Source organism: Pseudomonas sp. MPDS, from assembly GCF_013283895.1.
Classification (GTDB): domain Bacteria; phylum Pseudomonadota; class Gammaproteobacteria; order Pseudomonadales; family Pseudomonadaceae; genus Aquipseudomonas; species Aquipseudomonas rhizophila.
Genome location: NZ_CP054128.1, coordinates 4,544,953 through 4,563,954, shown reverse-complemented (window position 1 = coordinate 4,563,954; position 19,002 = coordinate 4,544,953). Strand labels below are relative to the sequence as shown.

Here is a 19,002-nt window from a genome sequence, read left to right as displayed (position 1 = left end):
GTGCTGGGCGCGTTTAAGACTGCTTGGAGGTCGAATTGGACAAGAACATGAAAATCCTCATCGTTGATGACTTCTCAACGATGCGGCGGATCATAAAAAACCTGTTGCGTGACCTTGGGTTCACCAACACGGTCGAGGCCGACGATGGCACCACTGCCATTCCGGTTCTCAACAGCGGAAGCATCGACTTTCTGGTGACTGACTGGAACATGCCCGGCATGACCGGTATCGACTTGCTGCGCCATGTGCGCGCCGACGAAAAACTCAAGCACCTTCCGGTGCTGATGGTCACTGCCGAAGCCAAGCGCGAGCAGATCATCGAAGCGGCCCAGGCCGGTGTGAACGGCTACGTGGTCAAACCCTTCACGGCCCAGGCGTTGAAAGAGAAGATCGAAAAAATCTTCGAACGCATCGGTTAACGGCGCCACGGGGGAGCTATGGATAACGAATCTTCAATGGGTGATTTCGAATCGACCCTGAAAAAACATGCCCGCGAACTGGTCGACAGCCTTGAGAAAGGCCGCTTTGGCGATGCGGTTCAAATGATCCATGAGCTCAACCAGACCCGTGACCGCGGTCTGTATCAGGAAGTGGGCAAGCTCACGCGTGAACTGCACAGCGCGATTGTCAATTTTCAGATCGATCCGAACATGCCGCAGGCCGAGGAGGTCTCGCAGATCACCGACGCGACCGAGCGTCTGGGTTATGTGGTCAAGCTGACCGAGGCCGCGGCCAACCGCACCATGGACCTGGTGGAGAACGCAACGCCGCTGGTCAATGGCCTGAGCGATGAAGCCCAGGCCTTGAGCACCGACTGGGGTCGCTTCATGCGGCGCGAAGTCGGGGCTGAAGAGTTTCGCGAGCTGGCCCGTCGGGTCGACGGTTTCCTGACGCGCAGTAGCGCTGAGAACCGCGCCGTGGCGAGCAACCTCAACGACATTCTGCTGGCTCAGGACTATCAAGACCTGACCGGCCAGGTGATCAAGCGGGTGACCCAACTGGTCACCGAAGTGGAAAGCAACCTGCTCAAACTGGTGTTGATGGCCAGCCAGGTAGACCGCTTTGCAGGCATCGAACACGACCGTGAAGCGATGCTCGCTGAAAAAGATCCACAAAAACATCTCTCTCAGGGTGAAGGTCCGCAAATTCATGCCGATAAAAGAGAAGACGTTGTGTCCGGTCAGGACGATGTGGACGATTTGCTGTCCAGCCTTGGATTTTAGGTTTTAGACCTCTAGGAGCACCCATTAATGAGCTTCGGCGCCGATGAAGAGATCCTTCAGGATTTCCTGGTTGAGGCCGGCGAGATTCTAGAGCAACTGTCCGAACAGCTGGTCGAGCTGGAAAGCCGACCTGATGATGCGGATCTGCTCAATGCAATTTTTCGCGGTTTCCACACTGTAAAAGGAGGCGCCGGCTTCCTCCAGCTCAATGAGCTGGTGGAGTGCTGTCACATTGCCGAAAACGTGTTCGACATCCTGCGCAAGGGTGAGCGTCGCGTTGACTCGGAATTGATGGACGTGGTGCTCGAAGCGCTGGATGCGGTCAACAGCATGTTCAGTGAAGTGCGCGAGCGCTCGCCGATCACCGCTGCTACGCCTGAGCTGCTCGCCGCGCTGTCGCGCCTGGCCGAGCCGCAGTCGGCTGACGAAGCTGCACCGGTAGCCGCGCCAGTGGTTGAGGAACCGGTCGCCGAGGAATCAGGCGACATCACCGATAACGAATTCGAACAACTGCTGGACTCGCTGAACGCCGTCAAGGCTCAAGCCCAGGCTCCGGCAGCGCCTGCTGCCCCGGCTGCGCCGGCCGCCGATGCCGCCGCCAGCGATGAAATCACCGACGCCGAGTTCGAGTCGCTGCTCGATCAGCTTCACGGCAAGGGCCAGTTCGCCGTGGATGCCGTCGCCCCCCCGAGTGCTCCGGCCGCCCCGAAAGCGGCGGGCGACAACTCCGATATCACCGACGATGAGTTCGAGGCTTTGCTCGATCAGTTGCACGGCAAGGGTAACTTCGCCGTGGACGCACTGGATTCGGCTATCGCCTCCGCGCCGACCCCAGCCAAGCCTGCCGCCGCCGCAGCGGGCAGCGACCTGATCAGCGATCACGAATTCGAATCACTGCTCGACGAACTGCACGGCAAGGGCAAGTTCAGCGAAGTCGGCACCGCCTCAACAGCCACTGCGCCTGCCGCCACTGCCACAGCGGCTGCGCCAGCGGAGAAGGCCGCGGCCAAACCCGCCGCCAAGGCACCGGAACCGAAGGCTGAGACACCCAAGCCTGCTGCCGCCGCCCCGGCGCCAGCCCGCGCACCGGCGGCCGCGCCGGCGGAAAAGCCGGCCAGCGAAGCCGAGACCACTGTACGGGTCGACACCGCTCGCCTGGACGAGATCATGAACATGGTCGGCGAACTGGTGCTGGTGCGTAACCGCCTGGTGCGCCTGGGCCTCAACAGCCAGGACGAAGCCATGGCCAAGGCCGTGTCGAACCTGGACGTGGTCACGGCTGACTTGCAGACGGCGGTCATGAAGACCCGGATGCAGCCGATCAAGAAAGTCTTCGGGCGCTTTCCGCGCCTGGTTCGCGACCTGGCGCGCCAGCTCAAGAAAGAAATCAACCTGGAACTAGTGGGCGAAGAGACCGACCTGGACAAGAACCTGGTCGAGGCTCTGGCCGATCCACTGGTCCACTTGGTGCGCAACGCGGTCGACCACGGTATCGAGTCGCCGCAAGAGCGCGAAGAGTCAGGCAAGCCCCGCAGCGGCAAGGTGGTATTGGCCGCCGAGCAGGAAGGCGACCACATCCTGCTGTCGATCTCCGACGACGGCAAAGGCATGGACCCGAACGTACTGCGCTCCATCGCGGTGAAGCGCGGTGTGATGGACAAGGATGCCGCCGACCGCCTGAGCGACACCGAGTGCTACAACCTGATCTTCGCCCCGGGGTTCTCGACCAAGACCGAGATTTCCGACGTGTCGGGCCGTGGCGTGGGCATGGATGTGGTGAAAACCAAGATTTCCCAGCTCAACGGTTCGATCAACATCTACTCGACCAAGGGCCAGGGCTCGAAAATCGTCATCAAGGTCCCGCTGACCCTGGCGATCATGCCGACCCTGATGGTGATGCTGGGCAACCAGGCATTCGCCTTCCCGCTGGTCAATGTCAACGAAATCTTCCACCTCGACCTGTCGCGCACCAACGTGGTGGACGGCCAGGAAGTGGTGATCGTGCGGGACAAGGCACTGCCGCTGTTCTACCTCAAGCGCTGGCTGGTCAGCTCCGCCGCTCATGTCGAGCAGGGTGAAGGCCATGTGGTGATCCTTTCGGTGGGCACCCAGCGGATCGGCTTCGTCGTCGATCAGTTGGTGGGCCAGGAAGAAGTGGTCATCAAGCCGCTAGGCAAGATGCTCCAGGGCACCCCGGGCATGTCCGGCGCCACCATCACCGGCGACGGTCGCATCGCGTTGATTCTCGATGTGCCAAGCATGCTCAAGCGTTACGCCGCACGGCGTATTTGATTCTGGAGGGGCGCGGCCCGCAGCCGCGTCTCGTCTAACGGAGTGTTTATGGTAGTTAAAGTCCTGGTGGTGGACGATTCGGGGTTTTTCCGCCGCCGCGTCTCGGAAATTCTCTCGGCGGACCCGAGTATTCAGGTCGTCGGTACGGCGACCAACGGCAAAGAGGCAATCGATCAGGCGCTGGCGCTCAAGCCGGACGTGATCACCATGGACTACGAGATGCCGATGATGGATGGCATCACGGCGGTGCGGCATATCATGCAGCGCTGCCCGACCCCAGTATTGATGTTCTCCTCCCTGACCCATGAAGGCGCCCGGGTGACCCTCGATGCGCTGGACGCCGGGGCGGTGGATTTCCTGCCGAAAAATTTCGAAGACATTTCGCGCAACCCCGACAAGGTTCGGCAGTTGCTGTGCGAGAAGGTCCACAGTATTTCCCGCAGCAACCGGCGTGTCGGTGCCTATAGCATACCTGCGCCAGCGCCTGCACCAGCCCCGGCTTCATCGGGCAGCTTCAATCCGGCCCCAGCGCGCAGTGCCCCGGCCCCAGCGCCAGCTCGTTCCGCGCCCGCCAGTACGTCATCGTCGCCGGCCCCCAAGCGCAAAGCCTACAAACTGGTCGCTATTGGTACGTCCACCGGCGGCCCGGTGGCGTTGCAGCGGGTCCTGACCCAGTTGCCGGCCAACTTTCCGGCGCCGATCGTGCTGATCCAGCATATGCCCGCGGCCTTCACCAAGGCGTTCGCCGAGCGTCTGGACAAGCTGTGTCGTATCAGCGTCAAGGAGGCCGAGGATGGCGACATCCTGCGTCCGGGCCTGGCGCTGTTGGCGCCAGGCGGCAAGCAGATGATGATCGATGGTCGCGGCGCGGTGAAAATCCTGCCCGGCGATGAGCGGCTCAATTACAAACCGTGCGTGGACATCACTTTCGGCTCCGCCGCTAAATCCTACGGCGACAAAGTTCTGGCGGTGGTGCTCACCGGCATGGGCGCCGACGGTCGCGAAGGCGCGCGCCTGCTCAAGCAGGGCGGCAGCGCCATTTGGGCCCAGGATGAAGCCAGTTGCGTGATCTATGGCATGCCGATGGCGATTGTCAAAGCGGATCTGGCCGACGCGGTGTACGGGCTGGACGACATCGGTAGACATCTGGTCGAGGCGTGCCTGTAATGGATGTGCTCAGCCTGATCGGCATCATCATGGCGTTCGTCGCCATTATTGGTGGCAATTACCTGGAAGGCGGTCACCTGGGGGCCTTGGCCAACGGCCCGGCGGCGTTGATCGTGATCGGCGGCACCGTGGGCGCGGCGCTGTTGCAGTCGCCCATGAGCGCCTTCAAGCGCGCCATGCAGGTGCTCATCTGGATTCTGTTCCCGCCACGTGTCGACCTGGCCGGTGGCATCGACCGCGTGGTGAACTGGAGTCTGACCGCCCGCAAGGAAGGTTTGCTGGGCCTGGAAGGGGTGGCCGACGCCGAACCCGACAACTATTCGCGCAAAGGCCTGCAACTGTTGGTGGACGGCGCTGAGCCGGAAGCCATCCGCAGCATCCTGGAAGTGGATTTCTACACCCAGGAAAGCCGTGACATCGAAGCGGCCAAAGTCTTTGAAAGCATGGGTGGCTATGCGCCGACCATCGGCATCATCGGTGCGGTGATGGGCCTGATCCACGTGATGGGCAACCTGGCCGATCCGTCGCAACTGGGCAGTGGTATCGCCGTGGCTTTCGTCGCGACCATTTATGGTGTGGCCAGTGCCAACCTGGTGCTGCTGCCGATCGCCGCCAAGCTCAAGTCCATTGCGTTGCGCCAGTCGCGTTATCGCGAAATGTTGCTGGAAGGGATCCTGTCGATCGCCGAAGGTGAAAACCCGCGTTCCATTGAGTTGAAGCTTCAGGGCTTCATGGACTGATGGGAGACATGGAAAATGGCACGTCGCAGGCATCGTGAAGAACACGTCAACCATGAACGCTGGCTCGTCTCTTACGCCGACTTCATCACGCTGCTGTTCGCTTTTTTCGTGGTCATGTATTCGATCTCGTCGGTCAACGAAGGCAAGTACAAGGTTATTTCCGAGGCGCTGATCGGCGTGTTTACCGACTCCGACCGCGCCCTCAAGCCCATCCCCATTGGTGATGAGCGGCCCAAGACCACCACGCCTGCCAAACCGCTGGTCAGGGACTCCGAGCAGGTCGATGCCGGTATCGCTGGCGGCAGCGATCCGTTGAAAAGCATTGCCGATGACATCAGCGCGGCGTTTGGTGATCTGATCAGCTCCAATCAGATGACCGTGCGCGGCAACGAGTTGTGGGTTGAGATCGAACTCAATTCCAGCCTGTTGTTTGGCAGCGGCGATGCCATGCCCAGCGACATGGCGTTCAACATCATCGATAAAGTGGCCGCGATCCTCAGGCCTTTCGACAACCCGATCCACGTAGAAGGCTTCACAGACGATCAGCCGATTCGCACTGCGCAGTACCCGACCAACTGGGAACTGTCCTCGGCGCGTTCGGCGAGCATCGTGCGCATGCTCGCGATGCAGGGCGTAAACCCCGGCCGGCTGGCGTCGGTGGGCTATGGTGAATTCCAGCCGGTGGCCAACAATGCCACCGCCGAGGGGAGGGCGCGCAACCGGCGAGTGGTGTTGGTGGTGTCGCGCAACCTTGAGGTGCGCCGCAGCCTGACCGGGACCGGTACGGCCCATGCAACACCGGATGCGGCATTGAAGCGTGCTGGCACACAAACTGCACCGACCCAGCCCAAGTCGCCGGGAAGACAGAGCGCCGTCAATTCTCCGTCACCCGCTTTATAACCGAGCTATTTCTCGGTCGAGCCTTTATCGACCGGGAGGAACAATCCGAATGAGAGTCTGGGCAGTCGCCAATCAAAAAGGTGGTGTGGGTAAAACCACATCTTCCATCGCTTTAGCCGGATTGCTGGCCGAGGCGGGCAAGCGCGTGGTCATGGTCGATCTGGACCCCCACGGCTCGATGACCAGCTACTTTGGTTACGATCCCGACAGTCTGGAGCACAGCAACTACGACCTGTTCCTGCACAAGGGCGGTGTGCCCGAAGGCTTGCCGGGGCAGTTGCTGCTGTCCACCAGCGATGAGCGGATTTCCCTGCTGCCATCCAGCACCGCCCTGGCGACCCTGGAACGGCAGTCGCCGGGACAAAGCGGTCTGGGCCTGGTGATCGCCAAGAGTCTGGCGCAACTGTGGCAGGACTTCGATTACGCGATCATCGACAGCCCGCCGCTGCTTGGCGTGCTGATGGTCAACGCCTTGGCGGCCAGCCAGCAATTGGTTATCCCGGTGCAGACCGAGCATCTGGCAGTCAAGGGCCTGGAGCGCATGGTCAATACCCTGGCGATGATCAACCGCTCACGCAAGCAATCGTTGGCCTTCAACATCGTGCCGACCCTGTTTGATCGTCGGACCCAGGCGTCCCTGGGCACCCTGCGCGTGCTGCGGGACATGTACCCGGATGACATCTGGCAAGGCTACATTCCGGTCGACACGCGTTTGCGTGACGCCAGCCGTGCCGGTGTGACCCCTTCGCAATTCGATGGCAAGAGCCGCGGCGTGCTGGCCTACCGGGCGCTGCTCAAGCACCTGCTGGCCCAGCAGCTCGTTTCGCAGCAGGTGGCTTAAGGTGACGAGGCTTACCAAAGGCATTGCACTCGCTTGTGAGCGCTCAAGTCCAGGCGCATACATGCCGATAACCTTTTCAAGTGGCGCACTGTTCCCATGAGCCGCCCGATAAAGACAACCTCGCGTCCGCAACTGGCCCTGCAGTCTTATCTGGATGGGCTGTTGCAGGAAGCAACCGAAGAACTGCCACCGCAACCGAGCGTGATCGAGGCGTTGCCCGAGACCGTCGAAGCCGAAGGTGGACTGGATGAATTTCAGGCGGCCGTGCTCGAAGAGCAGGCCCGTGATGCACACAAAACAGTGATTGCCGCGGCAGTCGAGGCTCCGTTCATCAAGCCTCAGGTGGCAGTGATGGAAGCGCCTGCGCCGATCCTGGCGCCGGTCTCGACCGTTGCACCGTTGCTGCAGGGCCTGGTGACGCCGGTGGTGGAAGTCCATCTGCCACCAAGCAGCCCACCGCCGCCGGTGCCGACCGACGACCGTCCGGCCTGGGCCGCCGAGCCGTTCGAGTGTTTGTTGTTCGATGTGGCCGGGTTGACCCTGGCGGTGCCGCTGGTATGCCTGGGATCGATATATTCCCTGGCCGGGCAGGAACTGACGCCGTTGTTCGGTCAGCCGGAATGGTTCCTGGGGATCCTGCCGAGCCAGGCCGGCAACCTGAAGGTGCTGGATACCGCGCGCTGGGTGATGCCGGACCGTTATCGCGATGATTTTCGCCAGGGCCTGCAATACGTGATTTCGGTGCAAGGGTATGAATGGGGTTTGGCGGTGCATCAGGTCAGTCGCTCGCTGCGCCTGGACCCGAACGAGATCAAGTGGCGCAGCCATCGAGGCCAACGGCCATGGCTGGCCGGTACGGTGATCGAGCACATGTGCGCCTTGCTGGACGTTTCCGAGCTGGCCGAATTGATCGCCAGTGGCGGGGCAAAACACCTGGGCGGCGCCAAGCCGGTTCAGAAACCGAAATAAGACAACCCGTGGCGCACCACGTCACGGGGCAGAACACACACCGCCACAGGCGGTTTTTCGAGGGGTCAGGGTATGAATGATAAGGCGTCGTCTCTCAAGGGTTCCGAAGATCCGATTTTGCAATGGGTAACCTTCAAGCTCGATAACGAAACCTACGGCATCAACGTGATGCGCGTTCAGGAAGTGCTGCGCTATACCGAGATCGCCCCGGTTCCCGGTGCGCCAAGCTACGTGCTGGGCATCATCAACCTGCGCGGTAACGTGGTCACGGTGATCGACACTCGCCAGCGGTTTGGCTTGAACTCCACCGAGGTCAACGACAACACCCGTATCGTGATCATCGAGGCCGACAAGCAAGTGGTCGGCATCCTCGTCGACAGCGTCGCTGAAGTGGTTTACTTGCGTCAGTCGGAAATCGAAACCGCGCCTAACGTCGGTAACGAAGAGTCGGCCAAGTTCATCCAGGGCGTGTGCAACAAGAACAACGAGTTGCTGATCCTGGTCGAGCTGGAGAAGATGATGAGCGAAGAGGAATGGTCGGAACTGGAGAGTATCTGATTTGATTCTTGAGGTAGCAGTCATTGTCCTGTTCCTTTTCTGGGCAGGCACGCTGGCGATGTTTGTCGCGTACATACGCGGCCAGCGGCAGATCGCCGCTCAGCAGGCCCAGGGCGATGCGTTGCGTGATCAACGCATCCGGGACCTGGCCAAACGCGTCGACGATTACCAGAACGGCACCGTGCGCATGGGCGAAGCCCTGCACGAGCTACGCGCCGTGGTCGCTCCGTTGCCGGACAAACTGGCCCAGTTGGAGCAGCGCGACCCCTCCAGCCTGTCCTTCGCCCAGGCCGCTCGCCTGGTGGGCATGGGCGCCAGCGTCGACGAACTGACCCAAGCCTGCGGCCTGACCCAGGCCGAGGCGGAGTTGATGAGCAAGTTGCATAAGGGCGGCTGATAGTTTCAAGCGGCAAGCTGCAAGAAAGATCAAGAGATCGCAGCCTTTGGCAGCGCCTACAGGGTTCACATTCCCCTGTAGGCGTTGCTGAAGGCTGCGATTTTTTTTTACAAAGGCCCACCTATCTTCAGTGAATACATCACCGTGGCGAGGGAGCTTGCTCCCGCTGGGCTGCGCAGCGGCCCCCACGCTTTTTGCGGTCGCTGCGCCTGGGGCGGCTGCGCCACCCAGCGGGAGCAAGCTCCCTCGCCACAAGAGCGGTCCTTGCTGGATCTGGAGATCAATAATCGTCGCCGCGATCGGTCACATCCTTCTCGACACTTGGCGCGTTCGGGTCATAGCCCTGGGGGAATTTGCCTTTCAAGTTCCAGGCAAAGGCAATGATTTCGGCAATGGTGCGATACAACTCTTCCGGGATGCTGTCGCCCAGTTCCATCCGCGCCAACAGCTTCACCAATTCAGCGTTTTCATAGATCGGCACTTCGCTTTCGCGGGCGATCCGCAGGATTTCCTCGGCAAGGGCTTCGTCGCCCTTGGCGGTGAGGGTCGGGGCGTGGAGGCCGTCGTACTTGAGGGCGATGGCCTGGCGTGGTGCGGTGTCGGTTGTCATGCGGTTTCGTCCACCCAGCGTTGTTCCAGTCGCGTCTTGGGGCCTTGGGGCGGGGTGCCGAGGTGGCAATCCAGGTCGCCAACGTTCAGGCCGCAGGTCACCAGGCGTTCACGCAGCGCGGTCAGATTGTTTTCGATCAGGTTGGCGGTATACGGCCGCTCTGCCCATAGCTGGCTCGACAGGCTGCCGCTGAGCAACTGGGCCTGAATCTGCAGCGGCCCCAGTGGCTCCATGTCGAACGCCAGCTCGACCCGCCAGAGCTGCTGTTTCGGCTCGCGTTCTTCACGGCGTTCCGGTGACTCCTCCCGGGGCGGGGTTTCCTCGCGCTGGAACTTGACCTGCAGCGGCACGATGTCCTGCAGGTTGCGCATGGGGATTTCCAACTGCCAGGTGCTCATCAGCCGACCGTCGTCGGTCAGGCCCGTCTGTTCCAGGCTCGACAATTGATGGCTTTGCAGGCGCGACACGGCGGCGGCGGCCAGACGCAACAACTGTTCCAGGTCGCCTTCATCGTCCTGGCCTTTCAACAGGCGCGAGGGCAGGGGGAAACTGGTGGGTTGCGGCTTGACGCTGACCTGGCCGAGGGTGCCGAGGGCGTTACGCACGAAGCTGGGCAGCACCTGGGCCAAGGTGTTGGCGGCGATGATGGCGGCGAGGTTGGTTGAGGCGGGCAGGGCCGGGGTCAGTTGGGCGATCAGTTTCAGCAGATCGCCCTTCATGTCTGGCGCCAGGCTCGGTACTTGCCCGGCCAGCAGTTTGCTTTCCAGGAACGCGCCGCTGGCGGCCATGGCCTGGGCCAGGCCCTTGGGTGTGCTCAGTTGCTGGATGTCGGGCAGGCCCGCCAACAGGCGTGTCACCGCAGCGCGCAACTCGGCGCCAGTGTCGTCGCTGGCCGGAAGCTTTTGCAGCGCGGTGTTTTGCAGCGCGGTGACCAGGCTGTCCAACGAGCCCTGGCGGCTCATCTGCGTGACCAGTTGCTGGCTCACCGCCAGTTGTTCCTGGCGGTTGCTCAAGGGGACAAATTTCAAGGTTTGGGCGTCTTGTACCTGAGCGCTCAATAGCGTGCCGATGCGCAGCGGTTGCGGGCTGTCGATGTCCAGGGTACTTCCGGCCTGGGCGGTGTTGAGCAGGCTCACCAGCGACCGGTACACCGCGGGTTGCCCCGGCAACTGCGGCAACGCCTGGCTGGTCAGTACCTTGCCTTGCAGCAGCGTGCCGACCGGCATCTGTGCCGTGTCGATACGGGTCAGGGTGGCGACGCTCGAGGCGATGGCCTGCTGCACGGTAATCGCCAGGTTGCTGGCGGACGGCTGAGTCACGGCCAGGCTGGTGCCTTGGGGCAATGGCTGGGTGCTGGTGGCTTGCACGGTGGTTTGGCGACCGCTCTCCAGGGTGACCTTGAGCAACAGCTGGAAGGTCTGTTCCGCCTGCTTGAGCGACAACACCTCGGCCTTGGCGGTCTGGCCCGCACCGATCAGGCCTTCGACCGGCGTCAGCAATTTGAGCAGCTCGCCCGTGACCGCCGGCATACGGGTTGTTGCCGAGGCCTGAGGCAACGGCGGGATGTTCATGTCGCCTGTCATCTGCGGTCTTACCTTGGGAAACTAATTGAGCACGCCCCCTGGGGCATGACATGTATAATGCCGCCGGTCTTTCAGGGAGTGGCGAAAACCTTGCAATTGTTTGACGCAGCTCTGTGGAACCGGCCGCCAAAGCATCTATGCTGCACCTCTTTAACGGCCGCTGCATTGCCGACTTGAACCGTATAAGGCCCGCTATCCCTTGACCAGTCCTCTCCTGCAAACCGTTGGCCTCGCCTGTGAGCGAGATTTGCGGCTGCTTTTCGAGAATCTCCAATTGAGACTCTCGCCTGGCGATATGGTGCAGATCAGCGGTCCCAACGGCAGTGGCAAGACCAGCCTGTTGCGCCTGTTGGCCGGGTTGATGCAGCCGACCGCCGGCCAAGTGCTGCTCAATGGCCAGCCGTTGCACAGCCAGCGCAGCGAACTGGCCCGCAATCTGCTCTGGATCGGCCATGCCGCCGGCATCAAGGATTTGCTGACGCCTGAAGAAAACCTCAGTTGGCTCTGCGCGCTGCATCGACCGGCCGGGCGCGAGGCGATCTGGCAGGCGCTGGCGACGGTGGGCCTGCGCGGCTTCGAAGACGTGCCGTGCCACACCCTGTCCGCCGGCCAGCAGCGCCGCGTGGCCCTGGCCCGGTTATATCTCGACAGCCCGCCGCTGTGGATTCTCGACGAGCCGTTCACCGCTCTGGACAAGCAGGGCGTGGCGCAGCTCGAGGAGCATCTGGCCGGGCACTGCGAGCGTGGCGGCATGGTGCTGTTGACCACTCACCACACATTGGCGCGGATGCCATCCGGTTATCGCAACATCGATCTTGGGAACTGGGCTGTATGAGTGTGTTTGGCCTGCTGCTTGCCCGCGAGGCGCGCCTGTTGTTCCGCCGTCCGGCCGAACTGGCCAATCCGCTGGTGTTCTTCGCGATTGTCATCGCACTGTTCCCGCTGGCGGTCGGTCCCGGGACTCAATTGTTGCAAACCTTGTCGCCGGGGCTGGTCTGGGTGGCGGCCCTTTTATCGGTCCTGCTCTCGCTGGACGGGCTTTTCCGCAGTGATTTCGAGGACGGATCCCTGGAGCAGTGGGTCCTTTCGTCGCACCCCCTGGCCCTTCTGGTTTTGGCCAAGGTACTGGCACACTGGGTTTTTTCCGGCCTGGCACTGGTGCTGCTCTCGCCGCTGCTGGCAATGATGCTGGGCTTGCCCGCTGCCTGCATGCCGGTATTGTTGGTATCGCTGTTGCTGGGCACGCCGGTGTTGAGCCTGCTCGGCGCAGTCGGCGCGGCGTTGACGGTGGGGTTGAAGCGCGGCGGCCTGTTGTTGGCGCTGCTGATCCTGCCGCTGTATATCCCGGTGTTGATCCTCGGCAGTGGCGCCTTGCAAGCCGCGCTGCAAGGCATGCCGGCAACCGGTTATCTGCTGTGGCTTGGGAGCCTGACCGCCCTGGCGATAACCCTGACACCCTTTGCAATAGCCGCTGGCCTGAAAATCAGCGTCGGCGAATAATAATGAGGCCTGGTCAAGAACTGACCACTTCTTTTGAAGTAAAGGCAGACCTGGCGACTCGTAATGACGAGTCGCAACCGTGATGGAAACAGCAATGAACTGGACCTGGTTTCATAAGCTCGGCTCACCCAAGTGGTTCTACGGCATCAGCGGCAAACTGCTGCCCTGGTTGAGCATCGCCGCACTGCTGTTGATCGGCATCGGCGTGGTCTGGGGCCTGGCCTTCGCACCGCCGGACTACCAGCAGGGCAACAGCTTTCGCATCATCTACATTCACGTTCCCACGGCGCTGTTGGCCCAGTCCATCTACGTGATGCTGGCGGTGTGTGGCGTGGTCGGGCTGGTGTGGAAGATGAAACTGGCGGACGTGGCCCTGCAATGCGCCGCGCCCATCGGTGCCTGGATGACCGCCGTAGCGCTGGTCACCGGGGCGATCTGGGGCAAGCCGACCTGGGGCTCATGGTGGGTCTGGGATGCCCGACTGACGTCGATGCTGATCCTGCTGTTTCTGTACTTCGGTCTTATTGCGCTGGGCAACGCCATCAGCAATCGTGACAGCGCCGCCAAGGCCTGCGCGGTACTGGCGATTGTCGGCGTGATCAACATCCCGATCATCAAGTACTCGGTGGACTGGTGGAACACCCTGCACCAGGGCGCGACCTTCACCCTCACCGAAAAACCGGCGATGCCTGTGCAAATGTGGCTGCCGCTGTTGCTCACCGTGCTGGGTTTCTACTGTTTCTTCGGCGCGGTGCTGCTGCTGCGCATGCGCCTGGAAGTGCTCAAGCGCGAGTCCCGGGCCAGTTGGGTGAAGGCCGAAGTACAGAACAGCCTGGAGGCCGCTCGATGAGTTTTGCATCATTCGGCGATTTTCTCGCCATGGGCCATCACGGCCTGTATGTCTGGTCCGCCTATGGCATCTGCCTGGCGGTGCTGGCCCTCAACGTGGCGGCGCCGATCCTGGCCCGCAAGCGGTATCTGCAACAAGAGGCGCGTCGTCTGCGCCGGGAGAATGGTCAGTGAATCCGCTGCGCAAAAAACGTCTTGTCATCATTCTTGCCATCCTGGTGGGGGTCGGCGCCGCAGTCGGCTTGGCCCTGAGCGCCTTGCAACAGAACATCAACCTGTTTTACACCCCGACCCAGATTGCCAACGGCGAAGCACCCAAGGACACGCGCATTCGTGCCGGCGGCATGGTGGAGGAGGGGTCCCTGGAGCGTTCCGGGGACTCGCTGGACGTGAAATTCAACGTCACTGATTTCAACAAGACCGTGACCATCACCTATCGTGGCATCCTGCCGGACCTGTTTCGCGAAGGGCAGGGCATCGTCGCCCTGGGCAAGCTCAATGCCGAAGGCGTGGTGGTGGCCGATGAAGTCCTGGCCAAGCACGACGAAAAATACATGCCGCCGGAAGTGACCAAGGCTTTGAAAGACAGCGGCCAGTCGGCGCCCGCTCCCGTGAAGGAGGGTTGATCGATGACCGGTCTGTTTATTCCCGAGCTGGGTCACCTGGCGATGATCCTGGCCTTGTGTTTCTCCATCGTTCAAGCGGTAGTGCCTTTACTCGGTGCCTGGCGTGGCGATCGTTTGTGGATGAGCCTGGCCCAGCCGGCGGCTTGGGGGCAGTTCGCCTTCATGTTGTTCGCCTTTGGTTGCCTGACCTACGCGTTCATGGCTGATGATTTCTCCGTGGCCTACGTTGCTGGCAACTCCAACAGCGCCTTGCCTTGGTACTACAAGTTCAGCGCGGTGTGGGGCGCCCATGAAGGGTCTCTGTTGCTCTGGGCGTTGATCCTCGCCGGCTGGACCTTCGCGGTCTCGGTGTTCTCCCGGCAGTTGCCCCAGGTAATGCTGGCCCGGGTGCTGGCGGTGATGGGGATGATCAGCATCGGTTTCCTGTTATTCCTGATCATTACCTCCAATCCGTTCGAGCGCATCCTGCCCCAGGTGCCGATGGACGGTCGCGACCTCAACCCGTTGCTGCAGGACATCGGCCTGATCGTTCACCCGCCGATGCTCTACATGGGCTACGTTGGATTCTCCGTGGCCTTCGCCTTCGCCATTGCCGCGTTGCTGGGCGGTCGTCTCGATGCCGCCTGGGCGCGCTGGTCGCGTCCCTGGACCATCGTCGCCTGGGCCTTCCTGGGCATTGGCATCACCCTGGGTTCGTGGTGGGCCTACTACGAACTGGGCTGGGGTGGCTGGTGGTTCTGGGACCCGGTGGAAAACGCCTCCTTCATGCCCTGGCTGGTGGGCACCGCGCTGATCCACTCCCTGGCCGTCACCGAAAAACGTGGCGTGTTCAAGAGCTGGACGGTGCTGCTGGCCATCGCCGCATTTTCCCTGAGCCTGCTGGGAACCTTCCTGGTGCGGTCCGGCGTACTGACTTCGGTGCATGCCTTTGCCTCTGACCCTGAGCGTGGGGTGTTCATCCTGATGTTCCTGCTGTTCGTGGTCGGCGGCTCTCTGACGCTGTTCGCTGTGCGCGCGCCGGTGGTGAAAAGCCAGGTCGGCTTCAACCTCTGGTCCCGGGAAACCCTGCTGCTGGGCAACAACCTGGTACTGGTGGTTGCCGCGTCGATGATCCTGCTGGGCACGTTGTACCCGTTGGTGCTCGACGCGCTGACCGGCGCCAAGCTGTCGGTCGGCCCGCCGTACTTCAATGCCTTGTTCATTCCGCTGATGGCGATCCTGATGGTGGTGATGGCTGTCGGCATGCTGGTGCGCTGGAAAGACACACCGGTCAAATGGCTGATGGGCATGCTGACGCCCGTGCTGCTGGGCACTGCTGCCCTGGCCGTCATCGCCGGGATCGCGTATGGCGATTTCAACTGGGCGGTGCTGGCGACCTTCGTGCTGGCGGCCTGGGTGTTGCTGGCCGGGGTCAGGGATATCTTCGACAAGACCCGCCACAAGGGCTTGATCAAGGGCCTGCCAACCCTGACCCGCAGCTACTGGGGCATGCAACTCGCCCACCTGGGTATCGCGGTCTGCGCCTTGGGCGTGGTGCTGTCCAGCCAGAACAGCGCCGAGCGCGACCTGCGCCTGGCGCCCGGAGAGTCCATGGATCTGGGTGGCTATCAGTTTGTCTTCGAGGGTGCCAAACATTACGAAGGCCCGAACTTCACTTCCGACAAAGGCACCGTGCGGGTGCTCCGCGACGGCCAGGAAGTGACCGTGCTGCATCCGGAAAAGCGCCTCTACACCGTGCAGAATTCGGTGATGACCGAAGCTGGGATCGATGCCGGTTTCACCCGCGACCTCTACGTAGCGCTGGGTGAGTCCCTGGGCGATGGCGCGTGGGCGGTGCGGGTCCACGTCAAGCCGTTCGTGCGCTGGATCTGGTTCGGCGGCTTGCTGACCGGCCTGGGTGGCGTGCTGGCGGCCTTGGATCGTCGTTATCGGGTCAAGGTAAAAACCCGGGTGCGTGAAACCCTGGGCATGACGGGAGCCCATGCATGAAACGTTGGTTGATGCTGTTGCCGCTGGCGCTGTTTTTGTTGATGGCGGTGTTTTTGTACCGGGGGCTCTACCTGAACCCGGCCGAATTGCCCTCGGCGATGATCGGCAAGCCGTTCCCTGAGTTTTCCCTGCCGTCGGTGCAGGGCGACAAGACACTGACGCGGGCGGACCTGCTGGGTAAACCGGCACTGGTCAATGTCTGGGGCACCTGGTGCATTTCCTGCCGGGTTGAACATCCGGTATTGAACAAACTGGCCCAGAACGGCGTGGTGATCTACGGCGTCAATTACAAGGACGTCAACGCCGATGCTTTGAAGTGGCTGGCCGAATTCCATAACCCGTATCAACTGGATATCCGCGATGAAGAGGGCTCCCTGGGCCTGAACCTGGGCGTCTACGGGGCGCCGGAAACTTTTTTCATCGACGCCAAGGGTGTCATCCGCGACAAGTTCGTCGGCGTGATCGACGAACAGGTCTGGCGCGAGAAGCTGGCCGCCAAGTATCAGGCGCTGGTCGACGAGGCCAAGCCATGAAGCGCTGGTTAGCAGCCCTCATCCTCGGGGTGAGCCTGGCTGGCGTGGCCCACGCCGCCATCGATACCTATGAATTCGCCAACGAGGGCGAGCGCGAGCGGTTTCGTGAATTGACCAAGGAGCTGCGCTGCCCCAAGTGTCAGAACCAGGACATCGCCGATTCCAACGCACCGATTGCCGCCGACCTGCGCAAGGAAATTTTCCGCATGCTCGGCGAAGGCAAGGACAACCAGCAGATCATCGATTTCATGGTGGACCGCTATGGGGAGTTCGTGCGCTACAACCCGGCCTTGACCTCCAAGACCGCGCTGCTCTGGTTTGGCCCCGCCGGCTTGTTGCTCGGTGGTTTCGTTGTCATCGCGGTGATTGTGCGCCGCCGCCGGGTCCAGCGCACGGCTGCCCCGGACACGCTTTCTGTCGAAGAGCGCCAGCGCCTCGACCAACTGTTGGATAAAACCAAGCATGATTGATTTCTGGCTCGCCGCAGGTCTGCTTCTCCTGATTGCCCTGAGTTTTCTGTTGATCCCTGTATTGCGCGGTCGCCGCGCCCAGCGCGAGGAGGACCGTACCGCGCTCAACGTGGCGCTGTACCAGGAGCGTGTCGCCGAGTTGCAGGCCGAGCAGGAAGAGGGCGTGCTGAACGCCGCGCAACTGGACACCGGCCGCGCCGAAGCCGCGCGTGAACTGCTCGCCGACACCGAAGGCGCCGATGCGCCGCGCGAGTCTCGCTTGGGGAAACCGTTGCCGTTACTCGCCGCCGTGCTGGTGCCGGTGTTGGGCCTGGGGCTGTATCTGCATTTCGGCGCCAGCGACAAGGTCGAGCTGACCCGTGAGTTCGCCCAGGCACCGCAGTCGATGGAAGAAATGACCCTGCGCCTGGAGCGCGCGGTGGCCGCGCAACCGGATAACGCCGAGGGCTTGTATTTCCTCGGTCGCACCTACATGGCCCAGGACCGACCGGCGGATGCGGCGAAGATCTTCGAGCGCACCGTGGTGGTGGCCGGCCGGCAACCCGAGCTGCTCGGGCAATGGGCTCAGGCGCAGTATTTCGCCGATGGCAAGAAATGGTCGGACAAGGTCAAGGCCCTGACCGACGAAGCGCTCAAGCTCGATCCCAAGGAAGTCACCAGCCTGGGCCTGCTGGGAATCGCCGCGTTCGAAGGCGAGCGCTATCAGCAAGCCATTGATTATTGGGGCCGCCTGCTCGCGCAACTGCCGGAAGGCGACAAGTCCCGTGAGGCGCTGCAGGGCGGTATCAACCGCGCCACCGAGAAGCTTGAGGCCAGCGGCGGCAAGGTCGCCCAAGCGCCAGTGAGCAAGGCTGCGGCATTGCTCAAGGTGCGCGTCGAGCTGGCGCCAGCGCTCAAGGCCAAGGTGCAGCCGGGCGACAGCGTGTTCATCTTTGCCCGCGCCGCTTCCGGCCCGCCGGCGCCGCTGGCGGCCAAGCGCCTGACCGTCGCTGATCTGCCTGTTACCGTGGAACTGGGCGACGCGGACGCCATGATGCCGCAACTGAAACTGTCGAACTTCCCTGAAGTCCAACTGGTGGCGCGCATTTCCCGGGCCGGTCAACCGACCGCCGGTGAATGGATCGGCCGCAGCAAGCCTCTGGCGAGCAGCACCACGGCGCAGCAACAACTGACTATCGACAGCCCGGATAAATAACAGGAATTCGCACCATGACCGCCATCGCTCGTATCACCCTGCTCACGCTCGTCCTGGGCCTGAGTGCTTGTGCGGTCCAGCGTCCGCCGCAGCCGTCGGCGCCGCTGCCTCCCATCCCGTCTTCAGGCCCGGCCACCAAGCCGGGGCCGTCGACCGCCCCAAGCAAGCCCGTCACGCCGAACACACCGGCCAAGCCGTTGCCTCGTACTTCCGCCAGCTTCGCCCCACCACCCGGCGGCAATAGCCACTGGGACGCCAAACTTGGGGTCTATGTGCTGGACAACCACACCAACACCTTCTATCGCCAGCGCACCTATTACCGCTGGAGCAACGGCTGGAGCCGCTCCATCAGCCCGAACGGGCCGTGGGAAGAAACCACCATCGAAGGCGTTCCGGCGGGGTTGGGGCGTCAATTCCACTAAGAGAGACCAGCCTGTGGCGAACCGGCTCGCCCCGGCTGGGCTCGACAGCTGCTACGCAGTTTGGCCGGTGATGAGTTCAAGGTTCGACCTGTCATGCCCGGCGTCGTAGAATGCGCGCCTTTGCGAGCCTTCACCGGC

At 62.2% G+C, this 19,002-nt stretch carries 22 protein-coding genes; 20 read left to right on the top strand and 2 right to left on the bottom strand.

All coding sequences use genetic code 11. The annotated features are described in order from the left end of the window. The first annotated feature begins 47 nt into the window (after positions 1-47). From HQ912_RS20025 to HQ912_RS19980, 10 genes are all read left to right on the top strand, one after another. Positions 48-419: a chemotaxis response regulator CheY gene (locus HQ912_RS20025; protein WP_003183998.1), complete on the top strand. Its 372-nt coding sequence runs from the start codon at positions 48-50 to the stop codon at positions 417-419. An 18-nt stretch (positions 420-437) separates the two neighbouring features. Next, entirely contained in the window at positions 438-1,223 is a 786-nt protein-coding gene (locus tag HQ912_RS20020) for a protein phosphatase CheZ (protein ID WP_047226262.1), read from the top strand. Between the two features lie 27 nt (positions 1,224-1,250). Further along, positions 1,251-3,515 (top strand): chemotaxis protein CheA, encoded by a 2,265-nt coding sequence (locus HQ912_RS20015; RefSeq protein WP_107322136.1) that lies wholly within the window; start codon positions 1,251-1,253, stop codon positions 3,513-3,515. Positions 3,516-3,563: 48 nt separating this feature from the next. After that, on the top strand, positions 3,564-4,682 hold the full coding sequence (locus HQ912_RS20010) for a chemotaxis response regulator protein-glutamate methylesterase (protein ID WP_047226264.1): 1,119 nt from the start codon (positions 3,564-3,566) through the stop codon (positions 4,680-4,682). Then, a complete protein-coding gene (locus tag HQ912_RS20005; RefSeq protein WP_018606553.1) occupies positions 4,682-5,422 on the top strand; it encodes a flagellar motor protein in 741 nt (246 codons plus the stop codon). The genes HQ912_RS20010 and HQ912_RS20005 overlap by 1 nt, the downstream gene beginning before the upstream one ends. A 15-nt stretch (positions 5,423-5,437) precedes the next feature. Beyond that, positions 5,438-6,322: a flagellar motor protein MotD gene (gene motD / locus HQ912_RS20000; protein ID WP_047226265.1), complete on the top strand. Its 885-nt coding sequence runs from the start codon at positions 5,438-5,440 to the stop codon at positions 6,320-6,322. A 49-nt stretch (positions 6,323-6,371) separates the two neighbouring features. Then, entirely contained in the window at positions 6,372-7,163 is a 792-nt protein-coding gene (locus HQ912_RS19995; RefSeq protein ID WP_047226266.1) for a ParA family protein, read from the top strand. 96 nt (positions 7,164-7,259) lie between these two features. Then, positions 7,260-8,132, top strand: a complete 873-nt coding sequence (locus HQ912_RS19990) for a CheW domain-containing protein (RefSeq protein ID WP_173407211.1) — start codon at positions 7,260-7,262, stop codon at positions 8,130-8,132. A 72-nt stretch (positions 8,133-8,204) separates the two neighbouring features. Continuing rightward, positions 8,205-8,690, top strand: a complete 486-nt coding sequence (locus HQ912_RS19985) for a chemotaxis protein CheW (RefSeq protein WP_024778681.1) — start codon at positions 8,205-8,207, stop codon at positions 8,688-8,690. Between the two features lies 1 nt (position 8,691). Continuing rightward, positions 8,692-9,087 carry a DUF2802 domain-containing protein gene (locus tag HQ912_RS19980; RefSeq protein ID WP_047226268.1) on the top strand — a complete coding sequence of 132 codons (396 nt, stop codon included), beginning with the start codon at positions 8,692-8,694 and terminating at the stop codon, positions 9,085-9,087. Positions 9,088-9,367: 280 nt separating this feature from the next. Here the strand turns inward: HQ912_RS19980 and HQ912_RS19975 are convergent, their stop codons facing one another. Both HQ912_RS19975 and HQ912_RS19970 read right to left on the bottom strand, forming a co-directional pair. Further along, a complete protein-coding gene (locus HQ912_RS19975; RefSeq protein ID WP_047226269.1) occupies positions 9,368-9,697 on the bottom strand; it encodes an EscU/YscU/HrcU family type III secretion system export apparatus switch protein in 330 nt (109 codons plus the stop codon). Next, positions 9,694-11,280 (bottom strand): flagellar hook-length control protein FliK, encoded by a 1,587-nt coding sequence (locus HQ912_RS19970; RefSeq protein WP_173407210.1) that lies wholly within the window; start codon positions 11,278-11,280, stop codon positions 9,694-9,696. The genes HQ912_RS19975 and HQ912_RS19970 overlap by 4 nt, the downstream gene beginning before the upstream one ends. Positions 11,281-11,479: 199 nt before the next feature. On the opposite strand from HQ912_RS19970, the gene ccmA reads away from it, so the two are divergent. The 10 genes from ccmA (at position 11,480) to HQ912_RS19920 (ending at position 18,864) form a co-directional block, all read left to right on the top strand. Beyond that, positions 11,480-12,115 carry a cytochrome c biogenesis heme-transporting ATPase CcmA gene (ccmA, locus tag HQ912_RS19965; RefSeq protein ID WP_047226271.1) on the top strand — a complete coding sequence of 212 codons (636 nt, stop codon included), beginning with the start codon at positions 11,480-11,482 and terminating at the stop codon, positions 12,113-12,115. Continuing rightward, positions 12,112-12,780: a heme exporter protein CcmB gene (gene ccmB / locus HQ912_RS19960; RefSeq protein WP_047226272.1), complete on the top strand. Its 669-nt coding sequence runs from the start codon at positions 12,112-12,114 to the stop codon at positions 12,778-12,780. The genes ccmA and ccmB overlap by 4 nt, the downstream gene beginning before the upstream one ends. 94 nt (positions 12,781-12,874) lie before the next feature. Next, complete coding sequence (locus tag HQ912_RS19955; RefSeq protein WP_047226273.1) at positions 12,875-13,630, top strand: heme ABC transporter permease; 756 nt, start codon at positions 12,875-12,877, stop codon at positions 13,628-13,630. Next, positions 13,627-13,803, top strand: coding sequence for a heme exporter protein CcmD (gene ccmD, locus HQ912_RS19950; RefSeq protein WP_007939192.1), 177 nt, complete (start codon positions 13,627-13,629; stop codon positions 13,801-13,803). The genes HQ912_RS19955 and ccmD overlap by 4 nt, the downstream gene beginning before the upstream one ends. Further along, positions 13,800-14,255 (top strand): cytochrome c maturation protein CcmE, encoded by a 456-nt coding sequence (ccmE, locus tag HQ912_RS19945; protein WP_076385818.1) that lies wholly within the window; start codon positions 13,800-13,802, stop codon positions 14,253-14,255. Before ccmD ends, ccmE begins: the two co-directional genes overlap by 4 nt. Before the next feature lie 3 nt (positions 14,256-14,258). Continuing rightward, positions 14,259-16,244, top strand: coding sequence for a heme lyase CcmF/NrfE family subunit (locus HQ912_RS19940; RefSeq protein ID WP_173407209.1), 1,986 nt, complete (start codon positions 14,259-14,261; stop codon positions 16,242-16,244). Next, on the top strand, positions 16,241-16,777 hold the full coding sequence (locus HQ912_RS19935; protein WP_047226276.1) for a DsbE family thiol:disulfide interchange protein: 537 nt from the start codon (positions 16,241-16,243) through the stop codon (positions 16,775-16,777). Before HQ912_RS19940 ends, HQ912_RS19935 begins: the two co-directional genes overlap by 4 nt. Beyond that, positions 16,774-17,247, top strand: coding sequence for a cytochrome c-type biogenesis protein (locus HQ912_RS19930; RefSeq protein ID WP_139050810.1), 474 nt, complete (start codon positions 16,774-16,776; stop codon positions 17,245-17,247). The genes HQ912_RS19935 and HQ912_RS19930 overlap by 4 nt, the downstream gene beginning before the upstream one ends. Further along, complete coding sequence (gene ccmI / locus HQ912_RS19925) at positions 17,240-18,442, top strand: c-type cytochrome biogenesis protein CcmI (RefSeq protein ID WP_173407208.1); 1,203 nt, start codon at positions 17,240-17,242, stop codon at positions 18,440-18,442. The genes HQ912_RS19930 and ccmI overlap by 8 nt, the downstream gene beginning before the upstream one ends. A 14-nt stretch (positions 18,443-18,456) precedes the next feature. Beyond that, the gene (locus HQ912_RS19920; RefSeq protein WP_047226279.1) at positions 18,457-18,864 is read left to right on the top strand and encodes a lipoprotein; all 408 of its coding nucleotides are present in this window, start codon (positions 18,457-18,459) and stop codon (positions 18,862-18,864) included. Positions 18,865-19,002: the final 138 nt, after the last annotated feature.